Origin of the sequence: Paraglaciecola arctica, from assembly GCF_018861065.1 — a bacterium.
Lineage (GTDB): Bacteria > Pseudomonadota > Gammaproteobacteria > Enterobacterales > Alteromonadaceae > Paraglaciecola > Paraglaciecola arctica_B.
Map to the genome: position 1 here is coordinate 16,606 of NZ_JAHKQO010000048.1, position 23,311 is coordinate 39,916.

The following is a 23,311-nucleotide window of genomic DNA, read 5'->3' on the forward strand; positions in this document are numbered from 1 at the left end:
CGCAAGGGACTACGTAAAATGACGTAGATTTGGTTTTTTAGTCTAAATTAGAAAGCGATGAGCAGAGTTGCTGCGCAACATTAAAAGCATAAATAGAGGCGTGCCAAAAATAGAGGGGGCAATCAGTTAACTATGAATAGAATAAATTGGTTATATCTACGTCAATCTACGCATATTCGTCTTCACCAATAATGTGTAAACTCAATCAACTCGAATGCTAGGTCAGCTGTTTATTTCAGTAGCCAGTTTTAAATTGAAAGCGCTTTTGAATGCAATCCAATAAAAAAATTCTGGCCACTAGAAGAACTTACAATAAGCTCGTTGCTAACGAGATGATGGAAGACTTTGCGCTTCGTTTTACGGCGAAAAGAGCACGTATTTGGTCCCCAGGTCGGATTGCCAATACCGCATTGGGCATTGTGTCGTTTTTGGTTTTGGAAGCGATAGGTGGTGCCATAACCCTGAATTTTGGGTTTGTAAATTCAGCTTGGGCGATTGTTGCGGTTATTTTCGTGGTGTTTTTGACTGGCCTGCCTATTAGTTATTACGCCGCGAAATATGGTGTAGATATTGATTTATTGAGCCGTGGTGCTGGTTTTGGTTACATTGGTTCAACTATTGCGTCACTGATCTACGCCTCTTTTACTTTCATTTTTTTCGCCCTTGAAGCCGCCATCATGTCCATGGCATTGCAAATCTTGTTTGGTATGCCTTTACCCATAGCATACGTGGTTAGTGCCTTAGTGGTGTTGCCATTAGTAACACATGGGATTGCATACATCAGTCGTTTTCAGGTGTGGAGCCAACCTTTCTGGGTAGTTCTGCAACTCATTCCTTTGTATTTCGTGTTTACTCATCCTGATAGTGATTTAAGGCAATGGTTAGGATTTACAGGTCTAGCTGGAGATCAAGGACAAGGTTTTAATCTATTATTATTTGGCGCCGCTTCGGCTGTGTCGTTGTCACTTGTCGCGCAAATTGGTGAGCAGGTTGATTTCTTACGTTTTCTGCCTGAAAAACCCAAGCAGGGGTTATGGCGTTGGTGGACCGCTTTGATAATGGCGGGTCCTGGTTGGATTATTTTTGGTGCATTAAAACTATTCTTAGGGTCGTTTTTGGCCTATTTTGCATTAACCCAAGGTGTCTCGATGGATTTAGCTGATGACCCAGCTAATATGTACAACCTAGCTTTTAGCCTAGTTTTCGACAACCCAACCATTGCCGTAATAGTCGCTTGTTCATTTGTGGTGATATCTCAGCTTAAAATCAACGTAGCCAATGCTTATGCAGGTTCGTTGGCCTGGTCTAACTTTTTCTCCCGCGTTACCCGCAATCATCCCGGTCGAGTGGTGTGGATGGTGTTTAATGTGGCTATAGCACTACTACTAATGGAGCTGGGCATATACCAAACTATTGAAAGTATGTTATCGGTTTACTCAGTGATTGTTTTGGCTTGGCTAAGTTCGGTTACTGCAGACTTGTTGATTAACAAGCCGTTAGGCATCAGTCCACGTCATATCGAATTCAAACGTTCGGGTTTGTACGACATCAACCCAGTGGGTTTTGGTTCAATGTTAATCGCCTCTTTTGTTGGGTTTACTGCGCATTTCGGTTGGTATGGAGAAACCACTAAGGCGTTGGGCTCGTTTATAGCTTGTGGTTTGCCTTTTATAACCGTGCCTTTGATAGGGTATTTAACCAAAGGTCAGTTTTATTTAGTCAAAAATCAACAGGCGCCCATCACTCAAAGTACACAATGCCATATTTGTGAAAATACCTTTGATCAAGAAGACATGGCTTTTTGCCCAGCTTACCAAAAACCGATCTGTTCTTTGTGTTGCTCCTTAGATGTACGTTGCGGAGATCAATGCCGGCCAGCAGGTACTTTGTCCAATCAGTCGCAACACTTTTTTCGACGGTTTTTGACCACTGACTTACTTAGAGTTATGACCACGCCAATGGCGCAGTTTATCGGATTAACGCTCAGTTTAAGTGTTATTGGAGCGGGTTTCCTATTTTTGATTTATTTACAGGTGCCAGTCGATGATGTCGCAGTTAAACAGGTGTTCGCTAACACTCTAATAAAGATATTTTTCTTGTTGTTGATCATTATTGGAGTCGTCAGTTGGTTGTTTATTTTAGCGCGAATTGGTAACCGTTCGGCACTTAAGGAGTTACGTTCGTTAGCTAGCGCTTTGGCTAAAGAAAGTAGCGCTCACGAAAAAACATCTATGGCGTTGCAGGATGCCAAAGTCAAAGCAGAATCTGCAAACGAAGCTAAAAGTCGTTATTTAGCAGGGTTGAGCCATGAGTTGAGAACACCGCTAAATGTGATGTTGGGTTACGCACAGTTACTCAGTCAAGATGATTCGTTTCCGCAATCACAACGTGAGACGTTAACTATTGTTAAACGCAATGGTGAACATCTTGCTGATTTGATAGAAGGGTTACTGGAAATATCAAAAATTGAAGCGGGTAGGTTAACCCTGCAGCGTGACGAAGTTAATTTAAAGGCAATCTTGCAACAGTTGATTGATATGTTTCAAATGAAGGCCGCACAGAAAAATATCGAGTTTATTTACCAGCCCTGTTCAAACCTTCCTGACTATGTTGCAACTGACAAACAGCGATTTAGGCAGATACTAATCAACCTTATTTCAAACGCTATCAAATACACAGAGCGAGGCTCTGTGACACTAAAAATTAGTTATCGTAACCAAGTAGCAAATTTCAGCGTCATAGATACAGGAATTGGTATTTCTGAACAGGACCGTGAGTCTATTTTTAGGCCTTTTGAACAAGTTAGAAACTCTCACACTCAAGCAATTGGAGGTGCAGGGTTGGGGTTAACTATAGCGCGTTCATTAACCGAGTTGATGGGGGGCGAAATTTCCCTTAAAAGTACCCTAGGGCAAGGCTCTACTTTTAATTTTAGATTGATGCTGGTGGAGCTTAATAAAAACGAAAATGCACCAGAAAATACCCAAGCCAAAGCAACGGGTTATCTGCAAGAAACAAAAACAATATTAGTCGTTGAGGATGATCCACACCAAAGACAATTGCTCGCCGATTTGCTTAAACCTTTAGGATTTAAGGTGTTATTAGCAGAACATGCTGCAAAAGGGTTGCAGATGTTAACTGAAAATCAAGTTTCCTTGATCATTTTAGACGTGAGAATGCCTGATAAGGATGGTTGGCAAATGGTCAAGGAGGTCAGAGATCATGGATATGTCATGCCCGTTCTGATGGTTTCGGCTAATGCCCGTGATATTGATAGCCATATGGTTGAAGAACATTTTCATAATGGTTATATGGCCAAGCCTATTAATTTGACCGCCTTGTTAGGAAAAATTGGAGAGTTGCTTAACATACAATGGCAATATGCCTCGACAGAAGAAGCCTTAGATGTTGAGACTGCTAGCGCGAACCTATGCAACCCTGTTACTAAAGAGCAATATAAAACCCTTATTTCACTAGCAGAGATTGGCTATTTATCTGGTTTTAAAAGTAAATTTTCAGAGCTACACGGAATATACGAATTTCCAGTGGAAGTAACCTCGCAAATAAACGAATACGTTGCCCTGTGCAATTTTCCCAAGATTATCGGCTATTTAGAAGAATTGTGCGATGAATAATAAAATGAATAATGTGGTGCTAGTGGTTGACGATTCTCCTGAGTCATTAGGCATGTTGAACGTGGCCCTGAATAATCAAGGGTTTACTGCTCTTGTAGCCCTCAACGGTGCACAAGCGCTCTCTATTGCTGAAAAAATAGAGCCTGACATCGTTTTGATGGATGCGGTCATGCCTGAAATGGACGGTTTTGAAACGTGCCGTAGACTCAAGCTGCAACGGCCAAGCACCCCTATCATATTTATGACTGGATTGACCGAAGTAGAGGATGTTGTGAAAGGGTTTGAAGCTGGAGGCATCGATTATGTTACTAAACCGATTTCACCCGATGAAGTGATTGCGCGAATTAAAACCCATATTCAAACGGCTAAACTCGCGCTTAGCGCACAAGACGCACTAGATCATGCTGGTAGCAAAGTATTTTGTGTAAGTGAACAAGGACGCTTATCTTGGGCGACACCTAAGGCACACCAGATAATCGATGAATTTTCAGGCAACGATATGAGTCCATGGGCGACATTGGCCGGGCTAATACAAGATTGGTTAGTGACTAGCACCAAAGAAAACCTAAAAGTAAACTGTTTTGAAACCCCATTTGAAATTATGTATGAGCGCCAGCAAGATGACAAACATATGCTTAAAGTGGTTGAAAATAAGATACAAAAAACACCACTAGTTTTGCAGCAAAACCTGTCTATCACAAAGCGCGAGTCTGAAGTTTTGTATTGGGTATCTTACGGCAAAACCAATTGGGAAATATCCCAGATATTGAGTATGAGCCCTAGGACTGCAAATAAACACTTAGAGCAAATTTATAAAAAACTCGGAGTCGACAACAGAACGTCTGCAGCGGCGATTTCAATTCGACTTTTAGAATCTAACTAATCACCAATTCAACTTTGAGGTAGGACTTGTGGTAGCTGATAGTTACTTTATACTGCGCCACAACTAAGTGAGGTTTCATGAGCGAAATTAAACAACTACTTGAAAATAATAAAATCTGGTCTGAATCAACAAAAGAGGCAGATCCAGAATTTTTTAACCGTTTATCTGAACGACAAAAACCTGAATACTTATGGATCGGTTGTTCAGACAGTCGGGTGCCAGCGAATCAATTATTGGGCTTGATACCCGGTGATATTTTTGTACACAGAAATGTAGCTAATCTTGTTGTGCATACCGACTTTAATTGTTTGTCGGTATTACAATATGCAGTAGATGTACTTCAGGTTAAGCATATTATTGTATGTGGTCATTACGGGTGTGGGGGTGTAGAAGCAGCTCTCGGCGACCAACAATTCGGTCTAATTGACAACTGGTTGGGACACATCAAAGATTTAGTTGTGAAATATAACGACGAATTAGAGGGGCTGAATGATCAGGATAAATCGGCTCGTATGTGTGAATTAAACGTGTTGGAGCAAGCTGAAAATATTCGCCGTACTAATATTGTTCGCGATGCAAAAGATCGCGGCCAAAGGCTAAGAATTCATAGTTGGATTTATAGTTTACGCAATGGACGTTTGAAAGATTTAGCTAACCCTGACAATTCAGTGCCTACAGAGCTGTAAGCCACTTTTCAATAAGTAATGAATCATCCATGGCGCCTGAGCAAACACCTTCTAAATCGGTTTCAGAGGTTGTTAGATTAGGCGTTGGAAGTAAATCTCGGATAGATTGTACTTGGCTTTAGTCAATTTGTTGTTTATATAAGTCCCGCTTTCAAGACTAAGCTAAAAATTCTAAGCACAATTAATGGTCGGTGCTAGAATCCTCACCCCTAAAATTCAATGGTTTAAACATGTCACTCAATCGCAATTCCAATCCTGGTGAAACAAATAATCAAATCAAGGCCGATATAGGTTTATTTGAGTTTGTTGCGCTAATGGCATTGATGACGTCTTTAGTTGCCTTAAGTATCGATGCAGTTTTGCCTGCATTATCTCAAATCGGGACTGATCTAGAAATTACAGATCCTAGGCAGACTCATCTTATCGTTTCTTTATTTTTTTTCGGCATGGCATTTGGGCAACTTTATTACGGACCATTATCTGACGACAAAGGAAGACGTTACGCGATAATTTCTGGTTTGATTGTGTTTGCGATTGGTTCATTAGTTTGTATTTACGCGGAATCCTTAGAAGTCATGCTAATTGGCCGAGTTATCCAAGCTTTTGGTGTGTCAGGGCCAAGAATTGCAACCTTAGCGGTGATAAGAGATAAGTACGAAGGTGAAGCCATGGCCCGAGTCATGTCATTTATCATGATGGTATTTATACTTGTTCCTATGTTAGCCCCTAGTTTTGGGCAAGCTATTTTATTTTGGTTCTCCTGGCAGTATATTTTTTCATCATTTCTGATTTTTGGGTTACTGACCGGATTATGGTTTTTTATTCGACAACCAGAGACATTGCCTAAAGAAAAGCGATTGCCATTTAGTTGGTTGCAACTATGGCAGTCGAGTAAATTTATTCTTACCCATAAATTAGTGATGTTTTATACCCTTTCGTCGGGTATCATTTTTGGCGCTTTTTTGGCCTATATCAGTTCATCGCAAACCTTATTTCAGCATGTTTACGACACAGGTGATTTGTTTCCTGTGTATTTTGCTTTGTTGGCTTTTTCGATTGGATTTGCATCCTTTATTAATGGCACCTTAGTGATACGTTTGGGAATGCGAACCTTATGTACTTGGGCGATGTTAGGCTGGTTGTTTTTCTCAGGGATCCTAACGGTTTTATGTTTTGTTAATCAGGGAGTGCCCCCCTTTTGGCAGTTCGTAGCTGTGTTGTTTTGCGCATTTTTCTGCATCGGAATTATGTTTGGTAATATCAATGCAATGGCGATGCAGCCCTTAGGTAAAATGGCCGGCCTAGGTGCGGCTATAATTGGCTCGCTAAGCAGTTTAGTCTCAGTACCTACGGCACTATTTGTTGGTAGTTTTATTGAATCTACCATTACACCGATTGCGATAGGCTTTTTGGGGTTTGGTGTGTTGTCGTTTGTGTTGTATTGGAATGCAACTAAGTCCTAAAACAACTGTTGTCTGGTTAAATTCATAAGTTGTTCATAATCTATTCAGTATGCGTCGTTTAGGGTAGTCCGGTATTGAATCAGTGTTCGATTTTATTCAATTTTGATGATTCGATTTTAAGCGCTGTGTATAGGTTGTACCAAAATTTGGTGTATACATAGCGCTTTTTTAATCGCTAGAAGCCACTAATTATTTGACTAAGCGAATGTTTGGCTGGTTCTCGGAAATATCGACTTGTTTTGACGTTCTAAAACCATTCTTAACTCTGTCATAAGTGATACTCTTCATTCCCATAGACTGACAAAATTTATAAATTGTCATGAAATCATCCTTGCTAAGTTCTTCGTCTTTGATGGATAAATGCGAGTCTATGTGCATTTGTTCGCCGCTAGCTGTCAGTTGCGCTATGGCTGAGTATGAGTCTCCATAATTCTTTGATTTTATTGCTCTGACCATTTTTACTTCAAAAAACCAATCATCCATTTTGGCAATACGTGTTATTGATTTATTCATGCTTAATCCTGTTTCTTGTCTATTGGATTGAATGTCGGTGTTGCAGATACGGCGTGCTATTGTTGAGGCTTTCCTGTCACTCGATTTTAGCAAATCGCAGGCCAAGTGCGCAGACACCGTAAAATCAGGGCGTAGCTTAGATTCTTATGGATTTTTAGTCTTGAGGTGTATGCATTTGGCTACGCATGATGATGTTATTGCAAAAAACTATTTAAAAGAGAGGCGTTTTTGAGACTTTTTTAGGCGGAAACCTATGGAGGCTATTAAATTAGGGATATTACCTAGTCTTCTAATACATACACCTAATGTAAGTTCTAAGCATATAACCAATATTGAGAGTCGTTGCTTCTAGGTAACGTGAAGCAAATGTTCTAGAGATACTATTTAACAAACAATGTTTTAGTTATTAAAGACTAAATAAAAAAGCCCAGCCAAAATGGCTGGGCAAGAGGGCTTTTAACAAGCACCTTACGACAGAAATCGTTGCAAACCGTTAGAGTGTAGCTTCTTATGCAGACTCAACAATTGTTTTCATATCAGTCATATAACCACGTAATTTCGCGCCAACTGTTTCTACACCGTGCTCTCTGATGCTTTTGTTGATATCAACAAGTTTCTTGTTATCAACACTGTTTGAGGCAGTTGTATAAGCTTTACCAATAAGGTCAGTACCTATGCTTGGCATAAGTTTTTCAGCCAAAAGCGGAATAGCTGCGTTGGCGAATAAATAGTTACCGTACTCTGCTGTATCTGAGATCACTACGTTCATTTCGTATAGACGTTTACGGGCGATAGTATTAGAAATTAACGGCGTTTCATGTAATGACTCGTAGTACGCAGATTCTGGTAAAATACCGGCTTCTACCATTACATCAAAGGCAAGTTCAACACCTGATTTAATCATCGCAACTAAAAAGATGCCGTGGTCAAAATATTCTTGCTCATCGATATTGCCATCAAAAGCGGGGGAGTTTTCAAAACCTGTTTGACCCGTTTCTTCGCGCCATTTAAGCAAGTTCGCGTCACCATTGGCCCAATCTTCCATCATAGTGCGAGAAAATTCACCGCTGATGATGTCGTCTTGATGTTTGCCAAAAAGAGGACGCAGTAATTCTGTTAATTGTTCAGATAATTCAAAGGCTTTTACCTTGGCAGGATTAGACAATCTGTCCATCATATTGGTGACGCCACCAATTTTAAGTGCTTCAGTGATTGTTTCTAAACCGTCTTGGATCAATTTACCTGCATAGCCAGGATCGATGCCATTTGCGACCATTTTTTCGTAACCTAAAACTGCCGCTACTTGTTGCATACCACATAGGATAGTTTGTTCACCCATAAGGTCAGATTTAACTTCTGCTACAAAAGAAGATTCAAGTACACCGGCGCGATCACCACCTGTTGCTGAAGCGAGTGCTTTTGCGATATCCCAACCTTGGCCTTGTGGATCATTTTCAGGGTGTACGGCAATTAAAGTTGGTACACCAAAGCCTCGTTTATATTCTTCACGTACTTCCGTACCAGGGCACTTAGGTGCACACATTACAACGGTGAGGTCTTCGCGAATTTGTTGGCCTTCTTCAACGATATTAAAACCGTGTGAATAACCTAAAGTGGCGCCTTTTTTCATTAGAGGCATGACCGCTTCTACTACACTTGAATGCTGTTTATCAGGAGTTAAGTTGTAGACGATATCAGCTGTAGGGATAAGATCTTGATAAGTACCAACAGTAAAGCCGTTGCCATCTGCACGATTAAAAGAATCACGCTTTTCATCAATAGCAGCCTGACGTAATGCATAAGAGATGTCTAAACCAGAATCTCGCATGTTTAAACCTTGGTTTAAACCTTGCGCACCACAACCTACAATGACAATTTTTTTGCCCTTAAGGAAATCACAGCCTGTCGAAAACTCTGAACGTTGCATAAAACGACAACGACCAATTTGGTCTAATTGCTGACGTAAAGATAATGTATTGAAATAATTTGCCATGTTTAATTTTCCTAATCTAATTAACTACAAGTTATTGGGTCACTTGCGATGTTTTGATAATAGATCTAAAGCGGTGTTGTTTAAAATGATATATTTGCAATATAATGTTGCGATATATGCAATGTAGCTAAAAATAGTTAAATTAGGTCAATTAGATGGATATACGTAGCTTAGAGTTGTTTCAACATTTAGCGAGTAGTTTGCATTTTAGTAAAACTGCGGCATCAATGTTTGTTAGCCCTTCTACTTTGAGTCGCGCTATTCAAAGGCTTGAGGACGAATGTGGTACCACTTTGTTTGCGCGAGACAATCGTAAAGTTAAACTCACCGCAGCCGGCTCTAAACTATTAAGTTTCTCTCAGTTAATTTTGACTGAATGGAAAAAAGTAAAATGGGAACTTCAGCAAGAGCATCAACATTTACAAGGTGAGCTGAGTTTGTTTTGTTCAGTTACCGCTAGCCAAAGTCATTTGCCCAGTCTTTTAGATAATTTTCGCCACAAATATCCACAAGTAGAAATAAAATTGAGCACCGGCGATCCCGCGTTATCCGTAAGTAAAGTGATGCAACAAGAGGTCGATGCCGCCATTGCTATTCACACACCTGATTTTCCTGCAGAGTTAAAATTTTTATCGCTAGGTGACATACCCTTGCTACTTATCGCCCCTAAAGACACTTTGATAAATCGATTAGAGCAAGTGGACTGGCGTCAGCACTCTTTCATTTTACCTGACTCGGGTCCATCAAAACGTATTGTGCATCATTGGTTTGCTGAACAAGGCATAAGGCCACGCATTTATGCCAAAGTTGCTGGAAATGAGGCGATAGTAAGTATGGTGGCTTTAGGTTGCGGCTTGGGCATAGTACCGCAGATTGTGTTGGATCATTCCACCCTAGGGCGAAAGGTCAATCGCATTGCACTTGATGATATTGAGCCCTATCAATTAGGATTGTGTTGTTTACGAAAACGAGCCGATGAACCGGCTATTCAGGCTTTGTTTAATTGTTAAAAGCATCGGCAAAAGTTAATAGCCATCCATCGCGTCATTCCGGTCGCCTTTAGAACTGGGATCCACTCCGCAACTTTTGGTTTTAACTGACAGTTAGTTGCAAAAATCACCTTGATTGTTTGAGAAGTCCTTGAAAGAAAGTTAGGTTAACTCATACTCTGTTTTAGAGAATTTACTGGCCCTGTTGACCGCGATTTATTTATTCTGCGATAAAGTGTCTAACTAGTGTTAGCTAATGCGTCTTTATAATGTCAGTAGTGATTAATCTGCTGAAAATATAAATACCAAGGAGCAAAAAATGAGTAACAAAAAATTCATGTGTATTCTAAGAAGTGAGTCTGGGGCTTGCGAAAAACCATCACCTTCAGACATGGAAACTATGTATGCTAAATACCAAGCGTGGCAAAGTAAATTTGCAAAAAATATTTTAGACATGGGAGGTGCATTATCAGGCGCCGCTGCAGTAGTAACAAATGATAGTGTCAAAGATGGTCCCTTTATTGAATTGAAAGAAGTAATAGGCGGTTATATGCTCCTTGTAGGTGAAAACTTAGATGAAGTGGTAAAAGTGATTCAACAAAGTCCCATGGTCGAGAACCCCCGCACCAGTCTAGAAATCCGAGAAATTTCTACACCTTGAGTAACAAGGAACAACAAGACAATATAGAGCATGTTTTTCGCCATGAGTACGGTTCACTTGTGGCGACATTAGTTCGTCGTGTAGGCATACAACACGTTGAAATGATAGAAGATGCGGTGCAATGGTCTATGACACAGGCTCTTACGCATTGGGCTTTAGATAAGAAGCCTGATAACCAGGCCGCGTGGTTATATCAAGTTGCACACAGACATTTATTGTCTGAATTTAGAAACACAGTGCGACATCAGGTGATATTAAATAATGAATACGAACAGCAAGATATTGAATTCAGCCCGGACATAGAAGCAAGCCTATCAAGTGAGTTATCAGATGCATTGCTGCGTATGCTTTTTTTGGCCTGTGACGATCATATTCCAATTGAGTCGCAATTAGTCTTCACCTTAAAGAGTCTTTGTGGATTTAGTGTTTCTGAAATTGCCGCACGGTTATTCGTCTCTGAGGCCAATGTTTATAAGCGTTTTATTCGAGCCAAAAGTGTGTTGATAAAACAAAAGTTTAATATGGACGAGATCAATCAATCTCTAATTAAACAGAGAATTTCAGCTGTTCACCGGGTTTTATACTTAGTATTTACTGAAGGTTATTTGTCTTCACATCCGGATGTGCTGATCCGCAACGATCTGTGTGAAGAGGCCTCGCGATTAACATTATTGTTAATACAAAATCCAATATGCAACGTACCAGAGAGTCATGCATTACTCGCACTTATGTATTTTAATATCGCTCGACTTGATACTCGCGAAGACCAAACTGGTTTGGTGTTATTAGCACAACAAGATAGGTCGATGTGGGACCAACAAAAAATAACACAAGCTATGGAACACCTGATGCAATCTGGCCAAGGAGATATTATTTCTCGTTATCATATTGAAGCAAATATAGCTGCAGAGCATTGTATGGCCGTAAGCTACCAAGATACTCGTTGGGACAAAATAGTTGGCTCATATGAATTATTAGAAAATGTGGCCCCTTCAGCGTTACATATTTTAAATCGAGCGCTAGCAATGGCTGAATGGAAAAATGCTAAACAAGGATTGGAGGTTTTGCAACGAGCAGATATTCCTACATGGTTGACGCGATCTTATCATTGGTATGCTGTACTGGCAGATTTACAATACCGCGATAAGCAATATAAATCTGCCAAAAAAAATGCCGAACAAGCTATCCACCTAGCACCTACAAAGGGTATTAAAGATTTACTAAAAAGACGAATAGCTAACTATAATACTAACAAAAGCATCAAAAACTCCCCAAGACACTCATTGTAATGAAACGACAAAAAATCAATATTGCGCATGTGTTGGACCACTTCGCTTAGAATAAAAAGTCATCCCTGTAGCGTTAGGTGATACTGAGCCATCTCAATTAAGTATGTTTGGTATTAATTTTTAGCTGAATAAGCAGACTCCCAATCTTTCCATACCACTTCGAAACCTGCGTCTTTTACCACTTTTGCCATTTGTGCTGGACTGCGTTCATCGTCAATTTCAAATTGCGCCAGTGCCAGCGTTTGATCGGCATATCCTCCCGGCTGGGTTTTTGAACCGGCACTGATTTGAGTCACGCCTAAACCCAGTAAGTTGTTTCTTAATGAAGCGGGTTCGCGGGTAGATAACACAATATCGATTTGTGGATTAAATAATCGAAATGCGGCAATGAGCTGTAATAGCTGGCCATCAGTAGGTAAATGCTCAGGAATAATCCCCCCAGTACATGGGCGCAGGCGTGGAAATGCCACCGATAATCGACTTTGCCAATAATACTTTTGTAGATAATCAATATGCATGGCTAACTTAAGACAGTCTAACCGCCAGTTGCTGAGTCCCAACAAGCATCCCACGCCTATTTTATCCATGCCAGCTTGGCCTAATCTATCTGGGGTTTCTAAGCGCCAGCGAAAGTCAGTTTTGTTGCCTTTAAGATGGTGTTGTTGATAGGTTTTTTGTTGATAACATTCTTGGTAGACCAATACGCTGTCGACACCTAATCCTCGCAGTGTTTGATATTGCTGGGTGGATAAAGGCTGTACTTCTAACATCACATAACTGAAATGTTGCTTAATAATGGGTAACACAGTGGCAAAATAGTCCATGCCGACTTTTTGCTCGTGTTCACCTGTGACCAGTAAAATTGTATCAAACCCCAAAGCTTTAATCGCAAGGCATTCAGCTTCTACCTGCTGAGGCGTGAGGGTCAGGCGCTTAATTCTATTGCTCATGGAAAAACCACAGTAACTACAATCATTGGCGCATAAATTGGATAGGTACAGTGGTACAAAAAAACCAATAGTATGTCCAAAACGTTGACGGGTGAGGGCTTGTGACTGCTGTGCTAGAGGCTCCAGATATTTTTCTGCCGCAGCAGACAACAATGCAGGCATGTCTTTTAGGGTTATCTTGGGTTGACCCAATAATCGCTCAACATCCGCTGTTTGCACCTCGTCTAATTGCTGCTGTAGTTGCTTATCGTTTATTTCTGCCCATTGATGATAGAAGCTCTGGTCGAGGTAATTCACCTTGAAACCTCGGATAAAAAACCAGTTAATGGACTACTCGCTTGGCTGTGTATACTTTTAGCACCTAGACCTGCCTGATAAGCTGTAAAGCCTGCTTCTACAGCTTGTTTAAAGGCCTTGCCCATACTGATTGGGTTGGGTGATACGGCCAAAGCTGTGTTGACTAACACCGCATCTGCGCCCATTTCCATTGCTAAAGCTGCGTGGGACGGCGCACCTATACCTGCATCAACGATAACAGGCACCATAGCTTGTTCAATAATAATTTCTAACATCGAACGGGTCGTAAGGCCTTGGTTAGAGCCAATGGCTGCGCCTAAAGGCATAACTGCAGCACAGCCTACTTGCTCTAAACGTTTACACAATACAGGGTCGGCGCTGCAGTAGGGCAATACCACAAAACCTAAAGCGCAGAGTTGTTCGGCAGCTAGCAAGGTTTCAATCGGATCGGGCATTAGGTACTTGGGGTCGGGATGAATTTCTAATTTCACCCATTGAGTACCTAAGGCTTCGCGGCCTAATTGAGCGGCAAATATAGCTTCTTTAGCGGTGCGCGCACCAGATGTATTAGGTAATAACTGCACACCAAGTGGTTTTAGTTGGCTTAAAATATTGTCATTTTTTTGCTGTAGTTCAGTGCGTTTTAACGCCACAGTCACCAATTCACTGCCGCTTGCTTTGATAGTCTTGGCCATGACTTCTCCACTTGAAAATTTACCGGTGCCGGTAAATAACCGCGAATGAAATGTTTTATCAGCAATCTGTAAGCTCATAAGTTCAACCTCCAGCTATAGCTTGAAATAAAGTGATTTCATCATGTTCACTTAATGGTGTTGAGGCCCAACTTGAGTGGGGAATGACAGTATTGTTAATAGCTGCAGCTAAACCCGTTTCAGATATTTGGTATTTATCTAACAAGGTTTGCACTGTGAAGCTTGATTCGATTTCAACAATTTCATTATTTAATTTAATACGCATCTTTGTTCCTTAAAGGTTTGTCGGCACAAGCGGGGCAGTTTGGATCTACTGTGAGTGCTAAATTTTGCCATTGCATGTTTATGGCATTGAACCTATGTAACTTAGGTTCTTGGCATCCTATTTGACTGAGATATTTAATCCCTTGTAAAGCCTGCATACTGCCAATGACTCCCACTAATGGACCCATTACGCCATCTTGTAGACAACTGCTTTGATCATCAGGAGTAGAATGGTAGATGCATTGATAACAAGGTGAATTTACGGTCATGGGGAGAGTCAGTAATTGGCCTTTAAAACCAATGGCTGCGCCACTGATAAGCGGGCGTTGCAAGTTCACACAAGCCTGATTGATCAATAAACGAGTTTGGATGTTGTCAGTACAATCCAGTACTAAATCAGCATCACTTACCAGACTAAAAACATTATCAGCCGTGATCTTTTCACTCACCACGTGATAACTCACATCTGGAGCCATGGCATGTAAGTTAATGGCACCCTGTTGTGCTTTATTGCGGCCAATCTGATAATCCTGATATAGAATTTGACGGTGTAGATTACTGCGTTCAACCGTATCAAAATCGGCAATGACTAAACTACCAATGCCCGCTGCAGCCAGATACATAGCGGCTGGGCAACCTAATCCGCCCATTCCAATAATTAACACCTGTGCCTGTTTTAGGCGTAACTGTCCATTTTCACCTAATTCTGGGAGTAACATTTGCCGTGCATAGCGCAATTTTTCTGGCTGGGAAAGTGTGCTGTTCATGGCTGTATCTCGCCAATAGAATTATCAGCAGTTGGTAGTAATTTTTTGAGTAATCTGTGAGTGACCGATTGCCAATTGGGTGCCTGTAAAATTGCAGACACCATGGCAATACCGTTAACCGATGTTTGTTGTACAGCATCCACTCTTTGTTCTGAAATACCCCCTATAGCTACAGTTGGGATACTTTCACATAAACCCACATAGCGCTTTAAGTTGTCTAAACCTTGTGGGTTAGACGGCATCTCTTTGGTCTGAGTTGGGAAGATATGTCCAAGGGCGATGTATGAAGGTTTGAGCTGTTTGGCTATAAGTAATTCATGGTATCCGTGAGTGGAAATACCCAAACGTAAATCTGCTATTTTTATTGCCTGCAAATCTGCTAGTGCGAGATCTTCTTGGCCTAAATGTACGCCATAGGCTTGGTATTTAATTGCCAACTGCCAGTAGTCATTAATAAATACCTGCGCCTGATAGCGCCGCCCTAAGATCACGGCTTCGCTAACTTGAGTTTCTAAGTCAGCTGCCGCAGGGTCTTTAATACGTAATTGTATTGTTTTGACGCCCGCCTCTAATAACCGGGTTAACCATTTCACATTTGGCACCACAGGGTACAAACCCAACCACTGCTTGTTACAGGGTAAAAATCCTACTTGCTGTTGTTTGGATGTTGTGTCGTTGATAGTGCCAATATACGGAAAGTCAGCTACCTGCGTAGGCCATCCAGCATGTGCCACAGGCCCCGTACCTTGGCCTAATGGATAGGCTAATCGAATGCCTTGATTGACATAGGCTTTGGCTATAACAAGCGCATCGTTTAATTGGTATCCCTTGGCTATTGCTGCGCTGATAGCTGATGACAGTGTGCAGCCCGTGCCATGTGTATGTTGGGTATCGTGGCGCATCGAGCGCATACTAAATACGTGTCCAGCGCCGAAATATCTATCGATAGAGTACTGGCCATTAGCATGGCCCCCTTTGACCAATACCCCTTTACAGCCTTGCTTGAGTAAGTGTTCTGCCGCTGCTTTTTGTGTATCTATATCGTCACAGTTAGTTAACCCGTCACAGACGCCGCTAGATAAACAAGCTAACTCCAGTAAATTTGGGGTCAGTAAGTCGACTAACGGCAAAAGGGTATTTTTGATTGCAACAGTGACATCTTCCCCAGCCATCACGTCGCCTGTTGAAGCCACTTGAACAGGATCTAAAACAACAAAAGGGCGGTGTTGTGTTGCAGAACAGATAGCGGTAAAGCTTAATATCAAAGTGCTTAAAGCGTTAACTTGAGCAACAGATGCTAGCAAACCGATCTTTATAACCGCAGGCGGTATATCCTCTCGCAGGCTAGCAAGTTGCTGAGCAAAACTCTGCGCTGACATCACCTCAAGGTGATTTACCGCTAGACTGTTTTGTGCTGTTACCGCAGTAATTACTGTCGCAGCGTGTACACCAAAGTCATGAGCTGTTTTAATATCTGCCTGTATGCCTGCGCCACCACTGCTGTCACTGCCCGCCACCGACCAAATGACGGCTGGTGGCGTATGGTTAGTTTGAGTCTCGCTTAGGTGGTACATTGATACAGGCTTATTAATGGGCGAGCCCACTAATTCTTTTCCTTTTCAAGCACTTGGTCGGCACGGTGATACAATTCACTGCCTTTTTCCCTAAACACTTGCGACATGTTTTGCATACCTTTTTCTATATCACTTTGACTGGTGTGTACTGCTTGGGTATTGCCTTGCATATCGACCATTTTTATGGCGATTTTTTCTTGGCTTTCTAAATTGGCTGCATAAGCTCTGACTTCTTCCGTTATTTTCATAGAGCAGAATTTAGGACCACACATAGAGCAGAAATGCGCTACTTTTCCAGACTCTTGAGGAATGGTTTGGTCGTGATAATCTTTGGCCGTTTCAGGATCAAGAGACAAATTAAATTGGTCTTCCCAGCGAAATTCAAAGCGAGCTTTTGATAGCGCATTATCCCTAATCTGCGCACCGGGATGGCCTTTGGCTAAGTCGGCAGCATGGGCGGCAATTTTGTATGTGATCAGCCCTTGTTTTACGTCTTCTTTCTCGGGTAAACCTAAGTGTTCTTTGGGGGTGACATAACACAACATGGCACAACCAAACCAACCAATCATGGCTGCCCCAATGCCTGAGGTGAAATGATCATAACCGGGAGCAATATCAGTGGTCAGTGGGCCTAATGTATAAAACGGCGCCTCGTGGCAGTGCTCTAATTCTTCGGTCATATTCTTTTTGATCATATGCATTGGCACATGCCCTGGCCCTTCAATCATTACTTGAACATCGTATTCCCAAGCAATTTTAGTCAGCTCTCCTAAAGTGTGTAATTCAGCAAATTGTGCTTCATCATTGGCATCCGCAATGGAGCCTGGGCGTAGGCCGTCACCTAAGCTAAGGCTAATATCGTAACGAGCGCATAATTGGCAAATTTCTCTAAAACGAAGATATAAAAAACTTTCTTGGTGATGTGACAAGCACCATTTAGCCATAATAGAGCCACCACGAGACACAATACCGGTGACACGTTTAGCGGTCATGGGCACATAACGCAGTAATACACCCGCATGAATAGTGAAATAATCGACACCTTGTTCGGCTTGCTCGACTAAGGTGTCATAGAACACTTGCCAGTTAAGATCTTCAGCGACGCCGTTGACTTTTTCCAGTGCTTGGTAAATGGGGACGGTGCCAATAGGCACAGGAGAATTTCGAATGATCCACTCACGGGTTTCGTGAATGTTACGACCCGTGGATAAATCCATTATGGTGTCGGCGCCCCAGCGCGTTGACCAGAGTAGTTTTTCCACTTCTTCTTCGATAGAAGAAGTCACCGCAGAGTTACCAATGTTAGCGTTAATTTTAACTAAAAAATTACGCCCAATGATCATAGGTTCGCTTTCAGGATGATTAATATTCGCGGGAATAATTGCACGGCCTTGGGCCACTTCTTGGCGCACAAATTCAGGTGTAATCTGTTCTGGTAGATTGGCCCCGAATGATTCTCCGGGGTGTTGTTGCAGTAATATCTCGTCAGTTATGCGCTGACGGCCCATGTTTTCACGGATGGCAATATATTCCATTTCTTTGGTGATAATACCGCGACGAGCATAATGCATTTGACTGACACACTGCCCTTCTTTGGCTACTTTAGGCAAAGGTCGGTGTTCAAAGCGTAGTTCATCTAGAGTGTCATCAGATAAACGTTGCTGGGTGTAATTGGCGCTTGAGCCCGTTAACGTTTGGCAATCATTGCGTTCGTCTATCCAAGCACTGCGTAACTTGGGTAAACCCTTATTCACATCAATAGCGATGTTCGGATCGGTATAGGGTCCAGAAGTGTCATAAGCGGGGATAGGTTCATTTTTAGCAAATGTAGGTGTTTCTTTAGTGCCGCCTATGATGGAGTCACCTAAAGATATTTCCCGCATACCAACACGTAGATCACCTTCCGAATTTTGAAGATAAATACGAGATGAATTGGGGTAAGACTGGTGTTGTAAATTAGCAATAAATGCTTGAGCTTGTTCTCGACGTTGACGGCGAGTTAATTGAGTAGACATAGCAAAATCTCGTTAGTTAAGAGGATATTTGCTTGTCAGAAGTGTTGCGCAACTCAATATATTCTGGCTCTAGATAAAAAATTCACCTAGAGATATTCAATTTTACTATCTAACCAATACAGTTAAATAAAAAACAATGAGTTACTTTTGTTTCCTACGCAGGTGTTAGCCTGATCAGGTTCAACGGATCCCGTAAAATAACGGTCTCAGCCTCGAGGGCACTCCGACAAGTATCGAGAAGTGTAAACTTTTTGGTTAAAACTACAAGAGGCTAAACATTGAATACGTCCATTTCTTCAATTACGGAGTGTTTTATGGACTTTTTATGGGAAGCGTCCATTTGAGTCAGCAGGTTAGTCATGCTTTATTTGCGCTAGGTAAGATGCCAGGTTTTTATGTTTATCATTTGGGTAACGCGTCTCTAAAGTTTCGAAATTGGATATCCGATCAAGTCGAAAATTACGAAATGACTGACGTAGTTCACACCAACCAGCTAAAAGCCAAACCGGACTAAAGGAAATCAAAGCTAAAGGCCAAATGACTCTCTGAGTGTTTTGGTTTTGCAAATCAAGATAGGTGAACTTAGTTTTATTTTTACGCCGAATACATTCCCTCACTTGAGTAAAGCCTACTTCCCAGGGAATTTTATAATGGCTAGGTGCCGAAAACGTACTGATTTGATGCAATTCCTGAATCAATGGCGCCGGCAAGGTAGCTTGAATCTTTTTATAAGCACTTTGTGCTTTGGCAGCGAACTTTTCATCGGTCCAATTGCCAACCATGCCAATCCCCAGTGCAATCGCTTCTAGTTCATCGGCGTCAAACATAATAGGGGGCAAGTGATAACTTTTATCTATCATGTATCCAACGCCTGCTTCACCACTAATAGGCACGCCTGAATCTATCAAACTTTGAATATCTCGATAGATGGTTCTAGGTGATACTTCAAATGCTTCAGCTAAAACCGAAGCGGTGACAGCTTGGTGCATTCTTCGTAAATGATGGACTATGTCATTAAGACGCTCTGCTTTTTGCATACATACTCTAATTCAAGATTATTCTGAATATCTAGTTTATTGAAACACTACTGACAAAGACTGTCAGTAGCTAAAGCGTAATATTTATCTGCAACAAACAACAACTCATTGGAGATAATCATGATTGGATATGTAACTTTAGGTACAGCAAATTTGGCGAAATCAAGCGCATTCTATGATGTGTTACTTGGCACAATAGGTGCCGGGCGATTTATGGAAGAGCCTGATTATTTTATTGCATGGGCCAAGGCCCCCGGTGAAGCTTCAATTGCGGTTTCTGTGCCCTTTAACAAAGAACCGGCTTCTGTAGGTAATGGAACTATGGTTGCCGTAGCGTTAGATACCCCTGAACAAGTTGACTCCTTCTACGCTAAAGCACTGGAGTTAGGTGGCACTTGTGAAGGTAAACCGGGTTTTCGTCCTGAAGATGCCTCTTCAGGATTCTATGCTGGATATTTTAGAGATTTAGACGGCAATAAGCTAAATGCATTTTGCATTGTGGCTGACAGCTAACAGTTAACAACGTAATCAACGGATCTAACGGAGTCAGAGTTGCCGAAATTTTGGCAACCCAATAACTGTGTGTTTTAAAAACAGTATTCAAAGCCTGTGAGATCCTTTTTTATAACTAAGGAGAGTTTTCAAATGTTAAGTTCTATAGCCAATTGTCTTTGCGGTGCAGTGAAAATTACTGCAGGTGAAATTAATCCTAAATTTACAGTGTGTCATTGTGATACTTGTCGCGGATGGGGCGGTGCACCATTTTTCGCAGTGCAATGTGGACCGAATGTTAAAATAGAAGGCAGCGATAATGTAAAGATATATCCTTCTTCAGATTGGGCTTCTCGTGGCTTTTGCACAGAGTGTGGTACCCACTTATTTTTTAAATTTAAAAAAAGTGGTGATTACAACATGCCGGTGGGCATATTCGAAAATTTACGAGATATAGAAATGGATGTGCAATATTTTAGCGATAGGCGCCCTGATTATTACTGTTTCTCGAATAAAACCAAAGAACTGAGTAAAGCTGAAATAATAGCCTATTTTGAAAATGCACTATGAAAACATTCTTAAGCTTTATGTACTAAAAGGTGGCTGGGCATTAAACAGAATAGCGTTTTATACGCATTGGCTCACTGTATCTGATTGGTAGTGTTAACTATTAGTTAATTGCGCTAGCATTCTATCAAAGGCTCGGTAGTTAAGGGCTTCGGCTAGATGTTGCCTGTTAATGTCTGTACAAAGAGCCAGATCAGCAATAGTGCGAGCGACCTTTAACACTCTGTGGTAGGTGCGCAATGATAGCCCTAGTTTCTCTACCGCCTGCTGTAAAAATAACTGTTCCGGCTTTTCTAATTTACAATATTGTTCGACTTCTTTGCTGCCAAGTTGCGCATTAGTTTTACCGCTGCGCTTCAGTTGTAATTGGTGAGCCTGAATGACTCGTGCACGGACCACTTCACTACTTTCTCCGCGGCTTTTCACCTGCTCCGAAAAATCGTTGTTTGGCAGTTTAGGCACATCAACTTGTAAATCAATACGATCTAAAAAAGGGCCTGAAATGCGGTTAAGGTAACGTAAAATTTGGTCGCAGTTGCTACGCCCATCATTCAAACTGCCTGTTGGACTAGGGTTCATCGCGGCAACGAGTTGGAATCTAGCAGGAAATTGAGCTTGCCTGGCTGCTCTTGAAATACTCACGGTTCCAGACTCTAAAGGTTCGCGCAGTACATCTAATACTTTACGATCAAATTCGGGCAGTTCATCTAAAAACAAGACACCGTTGTGCGCTAAGGATATTTCGCCTGGTCTAGGTATGCTACCGCCACCTACCAAAGCTACGGCAGAACTGGTGTGGTGTGGGTGACGAAACGCCCGTTGTTTCCAAGTTGTGGGGTCTACAGGTTTACCTACAATCGAATGGATCGCGGCTGATGCCAAGGCTTCTGCATCTGTCATTGGGGGAAGAATAGTGATTAAGCGACTGGCTAACATGGTTTTACCTGTGCCAGGTGGCCCTGTAAATAACAGGTTATGGCCGCCTGCGGCAGCTATTTCTAAGGCCCTTTTCCCTGCAGCCTGCCCTACGACATCTTGTAAATCATTATCATAGGTCAGCGTTGGCTTTGAAACCTCAGCTTGGTATAAATCGAGTGGACATTGCCCAGCGATGTGGTGAAACACATCTAATAGTTGCTTGGCAGGTACAATGTTAGCTTGTTTAATTAATGACGCTTCTGGAGCATTTTCAAGGGGTAAAATTGCGATTCGCTTAGCTTGTGAACAAGCATAAGTAAAAGGCAAAGCGCCAGTTATAGGACGTATTTCTCCTGAGAGGGCGAGTTCGCCTACCAGCTCTATGGTTTCTAGTTGACTACTGGTTAATTGGTTGCTGGCAGCGATAATGCCGATAGCAATGGCTAAATCAAAACGGCCCCCTTCTTTGGGTAAGTCTGCTGGTGCGAGATTAACAGTGATACGTTTTGCAGGGAACTCAAAGCCTGAATTAATTAAGGCGCTACGGACTCTGTCTTTGGCCTCGCGCACTGATGCTTCAGGTAGGCCTACTAAGTTAAAACAGGGTAAACCATTGGCCAAGTGCACCTCAACTGTAATCAGTGGCGCGTCAATGCCCACGCTGGCTCTTGAATAAACAATTGCTAGTGACATTAAGCAACTCCATTTGCGTAAAAGGTGAGTCTTTAAGGCTAGCTAATCCTCTTAAAAATGCGAGTTATTCATCCTTTACAGAATCATGGGGGTTAAAAACAGGAAGATGCCAGTTCCACTTCATCGCACCTAAACGACAGAATAATGTAATGCAAAAGCCAATTATCATGCAGCTCACAGTGCTCAAACCTAGCTGTAAACCTAAGATGTAACATGCTCCACCTATGATACAAGCGGTGGCGTAGAGTTCGCCTTTTAAAACTAGCGGAATTTCCCGGCAAATCACATCTCGAATCAAGCCTCCAAATACACCTGTCATAGTACCCAGCGCGATGGCAATTAAGGGGGATGCCCCATAAGTTAGCGCTTTTTGTAACCCCATTACGTTAAAGAAGGCTAACCCTATGGCATCTGCAAAAAACAGATAGCGTAGCGGAAAGGTGTCTTTGCTACGTAGCCAAAAAATGGTGGAAAAGGCCGCAAGTATGATGACATAAAAAAAGCTGGGGTCTTGTACCCAAAATACTGGTAGATCTAAAATCATATCCCGCAGTGTGCCGCCGCCAATAGCAGTTACTGACGCCAGCACAACCACTCCAAAACCGTCCATATGTTTCTTATAGGCCATCAGTGTGCCAGCGATTGCAAAAACAGCCACTCCCGCTAAATCAACCCAATGTAACCAAGTTTCCATAAGTCCCCTAACAATTAACGTCTTTCGTTTTCGATGTATATGAGTATATAACCCGCTAAAAAGGCATATAGCAATGCTTGATCAAATTATCGGCTTCATGCTATTTCTATGTTCAAGTAATGATAAATAAAATTTGTGATGTGATGCCCTATTCTTTTTTGCGCAATGCAGTGACAACTTACTTAGTCTACAGGCTAGTGATTATTTTATTGCGGGGA

The 23,311-nt window shown here is 41.8% G+C and carries 20 protein-coding genes and 1 riboswitch; of the genes, 9 read left to right on the forward strand and 11 right to left on the reverse strand.

The window, feature by feature from the left end; genetic code table 11:
• Window positions 1–269 precede the first annotated feature (269 nt).
• The 4 genes from KO534_RS20765 (at window position 270) to KO534_RS20780 (ending at window position 6,667) form a co-directional block, all read left to right on the forward strand.
• Window positions 270–3,635 carry an ATP-binding protein gene (locus KO534_RS20765; protein WP_215932907.1) on the forward strand — a complete coding sequence of 1,122 codons (3,366 nt, stop codon included), beginning with the start codon at window positions 270–272 and terminating at the stop codon, window positions 3,633–3,635.
• Entirely contained in the window at window positions 3,628–4,518 is an 891-nt protein-coding gene (locus tag KO534_RS20770; protein ID WP_215932909.1) for a response regulator transcription factor, read from the forward strand. Before KO534_RS20765 ends, KO534_RS20770 begins: the two co-directional genes overlap by 8 nt.
• Before the next feature lie 77 nt (window positions 4,519–4,595).
• Entirely contained in the window at window positions 4,596–5,204 is a 609-nt protein-coding gene (gene can / locus KO534_RS20775; protein WP_215932911.1) for a carbonate dehydratase, read from the forward strand.
• Between the two features lie 230 nt (window positions 5,205–5,434).
• Window positions 5,435–6,667, forward strand: coding sequence for a multidrug effflux MFS transporter (locus KO534_RS20780; protein WP_215932913.1), 1,233 nt, complete (start codon window positions 5,435–5,437; stop codon window positions 6,665–6,667).
• A gap of 189 nt (window positions 6,668–6,856) precedes the next feature.
• On the opposite strand, the gene KO534_RS20785 is transcribed toward KO534_RS20780, so the two are convergent.
• Together KO534_RS20785 and ilvC are read right to left on the reverse strand one after the other, a co-directional pair.
• Window positions 6,857–7,180, reverse strand: coding sequence for a hypothetical protein (locus KO534_RS20785; protein WP_215932915.1), 324 nt, complete (start codon window positions 7,178–7,180; stop codon window positions 6,857–6,859).
• Between the two features lie 508 nt (window positions 7,181–7,688).
• Entirely contained in the window at window positions 7,689–9,173 is a 1,485-nt protein-coding gene (ilvC, locus tag KO534_RS20790) for a ketol-acid reductoisomerase (RefSeq protein ID WP_215932917.1), read from the reverse strand.
• A gap of 155 nt (window positions 9,174–9,328) precedes the next feature.
• Between ilvC and ilvY the strand changes: the two genes are divergently transcribed.
• The 3 genes from ilvY to KO534_RS20805 all read left to right on the forward strand — a co-directional run bounded on the left by ilvY (window position 9,329) and on the right by KO534_RS20805 (window position 12,112).
• Window positions 9,329–10,183: an HTH-type transcriptional activator IlvY gene (gene ilvY / locus KO534_RS20795; RefSeq protein ID WP_215932920.1), complete on the forward strand. Its 855-nt coding sequence runs from the start codon at window positions 9,329–9,331 to the stop codon at window positions 10,181–10,183.
• A gap of 298 nt (window positions 10,184–10,481) precedes the next feature.
• The gene (locus KO534_RS20800) at window positions 10,482–10,823 is read left to right on the forward strand and encodes a YciI family protein (RefSeq protein ID WP_252732331.1); all 342 of its coding nucleotides are present in this window, start codon (window positions 10,482–10,484) and stop codon (window positions 10,821–10,823) included.
• Complete coding sequence (locus tag KO534_RS20805) at window positions 10,820–12,112, forward strand: RNA polymerase sigma factor (protein WP_215932921.1); 1,293 nt, start codon at window positions 10,820–10,822, stop codon at window positions 12,110–12,112. The genes KO534_RS20800 and KO534_RS20805 overlap by 4 nt, the downstream gene beginning before the upstream one ends.
• Window positions 12,113–12,225: 113 nt before the next feature.
• On the opposite strand, the gene thiH is transcribed toward KO534_RS20805, so the two are convergent.
• The 7 genes from thiH to KO534_RS20840 all read right to left on the reverse strand — a co-directional run bounded on the left by thiH (window position 12,226) and on the right by KO534_RS20840 (window position 19,729).
• A complete protein-coding gene (gene thiH, locus KO534_RS20810; protein ID WP_215932922.1) occupies window positions 12,226–13,359 on the reverse strand; it encodes a 2-iminoacetate synthase ThiH in 1,134 nt (377 codons plus the stop codon).
• Complete coding sequence (locus KO534_RS20815; RefSeq protein WP_215932923.1) at window positions 13,356–14,132, reverse strand: thiazole synthase; 777 nt, start codon at window positions 14,130–14,132, stop codon at window positions 13,356–13,358. The genes thiH and KO534_RS20815 overlap by 4 nt, the downstream gene beginning before the upstream one ends.
• A 4-nt stretch (window positions 14,133–14,136) precedes the next feature.
• On the reverse strand, window positions 14,137–14,337 hold the full coding sequence (thiS, locus tag KO534_RS20820; protein ID WP_215932924.1) for a sulfur carrier protein ThiS: 201 nt from the start codon (window positions 14,335–14,337) through the stop codon (window positions 14,137–14,139).
• Window positions 14,327–15,103 (reverse strand): HesA/MoeB/ThiF family protein, encoded by a 777-nt coding sequence (locus KO534_RS20825; protein WP_215932925.1) that lies wholly within the window; start codon window positions 15,101–15,103, stop codon window positions 14,327–14,329. Before KO534_RS20825 ends, thiS begins: the two co-directional genes overlap by 11 nt.
• Window positions 15,100–16,707 carry a thiamine phosphate synthase gene (gene thiE, locus KO534_RS20830; RefSeq protein WP_354667969.1) on the reverse strand — a complete coding sequence of 536 codons (1,608 nt, stop codon included), beginning with the start codon at window positions 16,705–16,707 and terminating at the stop codon, window positions 15,100–15,102. Before thiE ends, KO534_RS20825 begins: the two co-directional genes overlap by 4 nt.
• The gene (thiC, locus tag KO534_RS20835) at window positions 16,707–18,692 is read right to left on the reverse strand and encodes a phosphomethylpyrimidine synthase ThiC (RefSeq protein WP_215932926.1); all 1,986 of its coding nucleotides are present in this window, start codon (window positions 18,690–18,692) and stop codon (window positions 16,707–16,709) included. The genes thiE and thiC overlap by 1 nt, the downstream gene beginning before the upstream one ends.
• 134 nt (window positions 18,693–18,826) lie before the next feature.
• Window positions 18,827–18,928, reverse strand: a riboswitch (TPP riboswitch).
• Window positions 18,929–19,045: 117 nt separating this feature from the next.
• A complete protein-coding gene (locus KO534_RS20840; RefSeq protein ID WP_215932927.1) occupies window positions 19,046–19,729 on the reverse strand; it encodes a helix-turn-helix transcriptional regulator in 684 nt (227 codons plus the stop codon).
• Window positions 19,730–19,849: 120 nt separating this feature from the next.
• On the opposite strand from KO534_RS20840, the gene KO534_RS20845 reads away from it, so the two are divergent.
• Window positions 19,850–20,242 (forward strand): VOC family protein, encoded by a 393-nt coding sequence (locus KO534_RS20845; RefSeq protein WP_215932928.1) that lies wholly within the window; start codon window positions 19,850–19,852, stop codon window positions 20,240–20,242.
• Between the two features lie 132 nt (window positions 20,243–20,374).
• Window positions 20,375–20,791, forward strand: coding sequence for a GFA family protein (locus KO534_RS20850; protein WP_215932929.1), 417 nt, complete (start codon window positions 20,375–20,377; stop codon window positions 20,789–20,791).
• 93 nt (window positions 20,792–20,884) lie between these two features.
• On the opposite strand, the gene KO534_RS20855 is transcribed toward KO534_RS20850, so the two are convergent.
• Both KO534_RS20855 and KO534_RS20860 read right to left on the reverse strand, forming a co-directional pair.
• A complete protein-coding gene (locus tag KO534_RS20855; RefSeq protein WP_215932930.1) occupies window positions 20,885–22,399 on the reverse strand; it encodes a YifB family Mg chelatase-like AAA ATPase in 1,515 nt (504 codons plus the stop codon).
• A 64-nt stretch (window positions 22,400–22,463) separates the two neighbouring features.
• Window positions 22,464–23,093, reverse strand: a complete 630-nt coding sequence (locus KO534_RS20860) for a trimeric intracellular cation channel family protein (protein ID WP_215932931.1) — start codon at window positions 23,091–23,093, stop codon at window positions 22,464–22,466.
• Between the last annotated feature and the right edge of the window lie 218 nt (window positions 23,094–23,311).

Bases quoted from the DNA above. Each gene is read 5' to 3' on its own strand.
- KO534_RS20765 (WP_215932907.1), top strand. From the start codon at position 270: ATGCAATCCAATAAAAAAATTCTGGCCACTAGAAGAACTTACAATAAG.
- KO534_RS20770 (WP_215932909.1), top strand. From the start codon at position 3,628: ATGAATAATAAAATGAATAATGTGGTGCTAGTGGTTGACGATTCTCCT.
- can (WP_215932911.1), top strand. From the start codon at position 4,596: ATGAGCGAAATTAAACAACTACTTGAAAATAATAAAATCTGGTCTGAA.
- KO534_RS20780 (WP_215932913.1), top strand. From the start codon at position 5,435: ATGTCACTCAATCGCAATTCCAATCCTGGTGAAACAAATAATCAAATC.
- KO534_RS20785 (WP_215932915.1), bottom strand. From the start codon at position 7,180: ATGAATAAATCAATAACACGTATTGCCAAAATGGATGATTGGTTTTTT.
- ilvC (WP_215932917.1), bottom strand. From the start codon at position 9,173: ATGGCAAATTATTTCAATACATTATCTTTACGTCAGCAATTAGACCAA.
- ilvY (WP_215932920.1), top strand. From the start codon at position 9,329: ATGGATATACGTAGCTTAGAGTTGTTTCAACATTTAGCGAGTAGTTTG.
- KO534_RS20800 (WP_252732331.1), top strand. From the start codon at position 10,482: ATGAGTAACAAAAAATTCATGTGTATTCTAAGAAGTGAGTCTGGGGCT.
- KO534_RS20815 (WP_215932923.1), bottom strand. From the start codon at position 14,132: ATGAGCTTACAGATTGCTGATAAAACATTTCATTCGCGGTTATTTACC.
- thiS (WP_215932924.1), bottom strand. From the start codon at position 14,337: ATGCGTATTAAATTAAATAATGAAATTGTTGAAATCGAATCAAGCTTC.
- KO534_RS20825 (WP_215932925.1), bottom strand. From the start codon at position 15,103: ATGAACAGCACACTTTCCCAGCCAGAAAAATTGCGCTATGCACGGCAA.
- thiC (WP_215932926.1), bottom strand. From the start codon at position 18,692: ATGTCTACTCAATTAACTCGCCGTCAACGTCGAGAACAAGCTCAAGCA.
- KO534_RS20840 (WP_215932927.1), bottom strand. From the start codon at position 19,729: ATGCAAAAAGCAGAGCGTCTTAATGACATAGTCCATCATTTACGAAGA.
- KO534_RS20845 (WP_215932928.1), top strand. From the start codon at position 19,850: ATGATTGGATATGTAACTTTAGGTACAGCAAATTTGGCGAAATCAAGC.
- KO534_RS20850 (WP_215932929.1), top strand. From the start codon at position 20,375: ATGTTAAGTTCTATAGCCAATTGTCTTTGCGGTGCAGTGAAAATTACT.
- KO534_RS20855 (WP_215932930.1), bottom strand. From the start codon at position 22,399: ATGTCACTAGCAATTGTTTATTCAAGAGCCAGCGTGGGCATTGACGCG.
- KO534_RS20860 (WP_215932931.1), bottom strand. From the start codon at position 23,093: ATGGAAACTTGGTTACATTGGGTTGATTTAGCGGGAGTGGCTGTTTTT.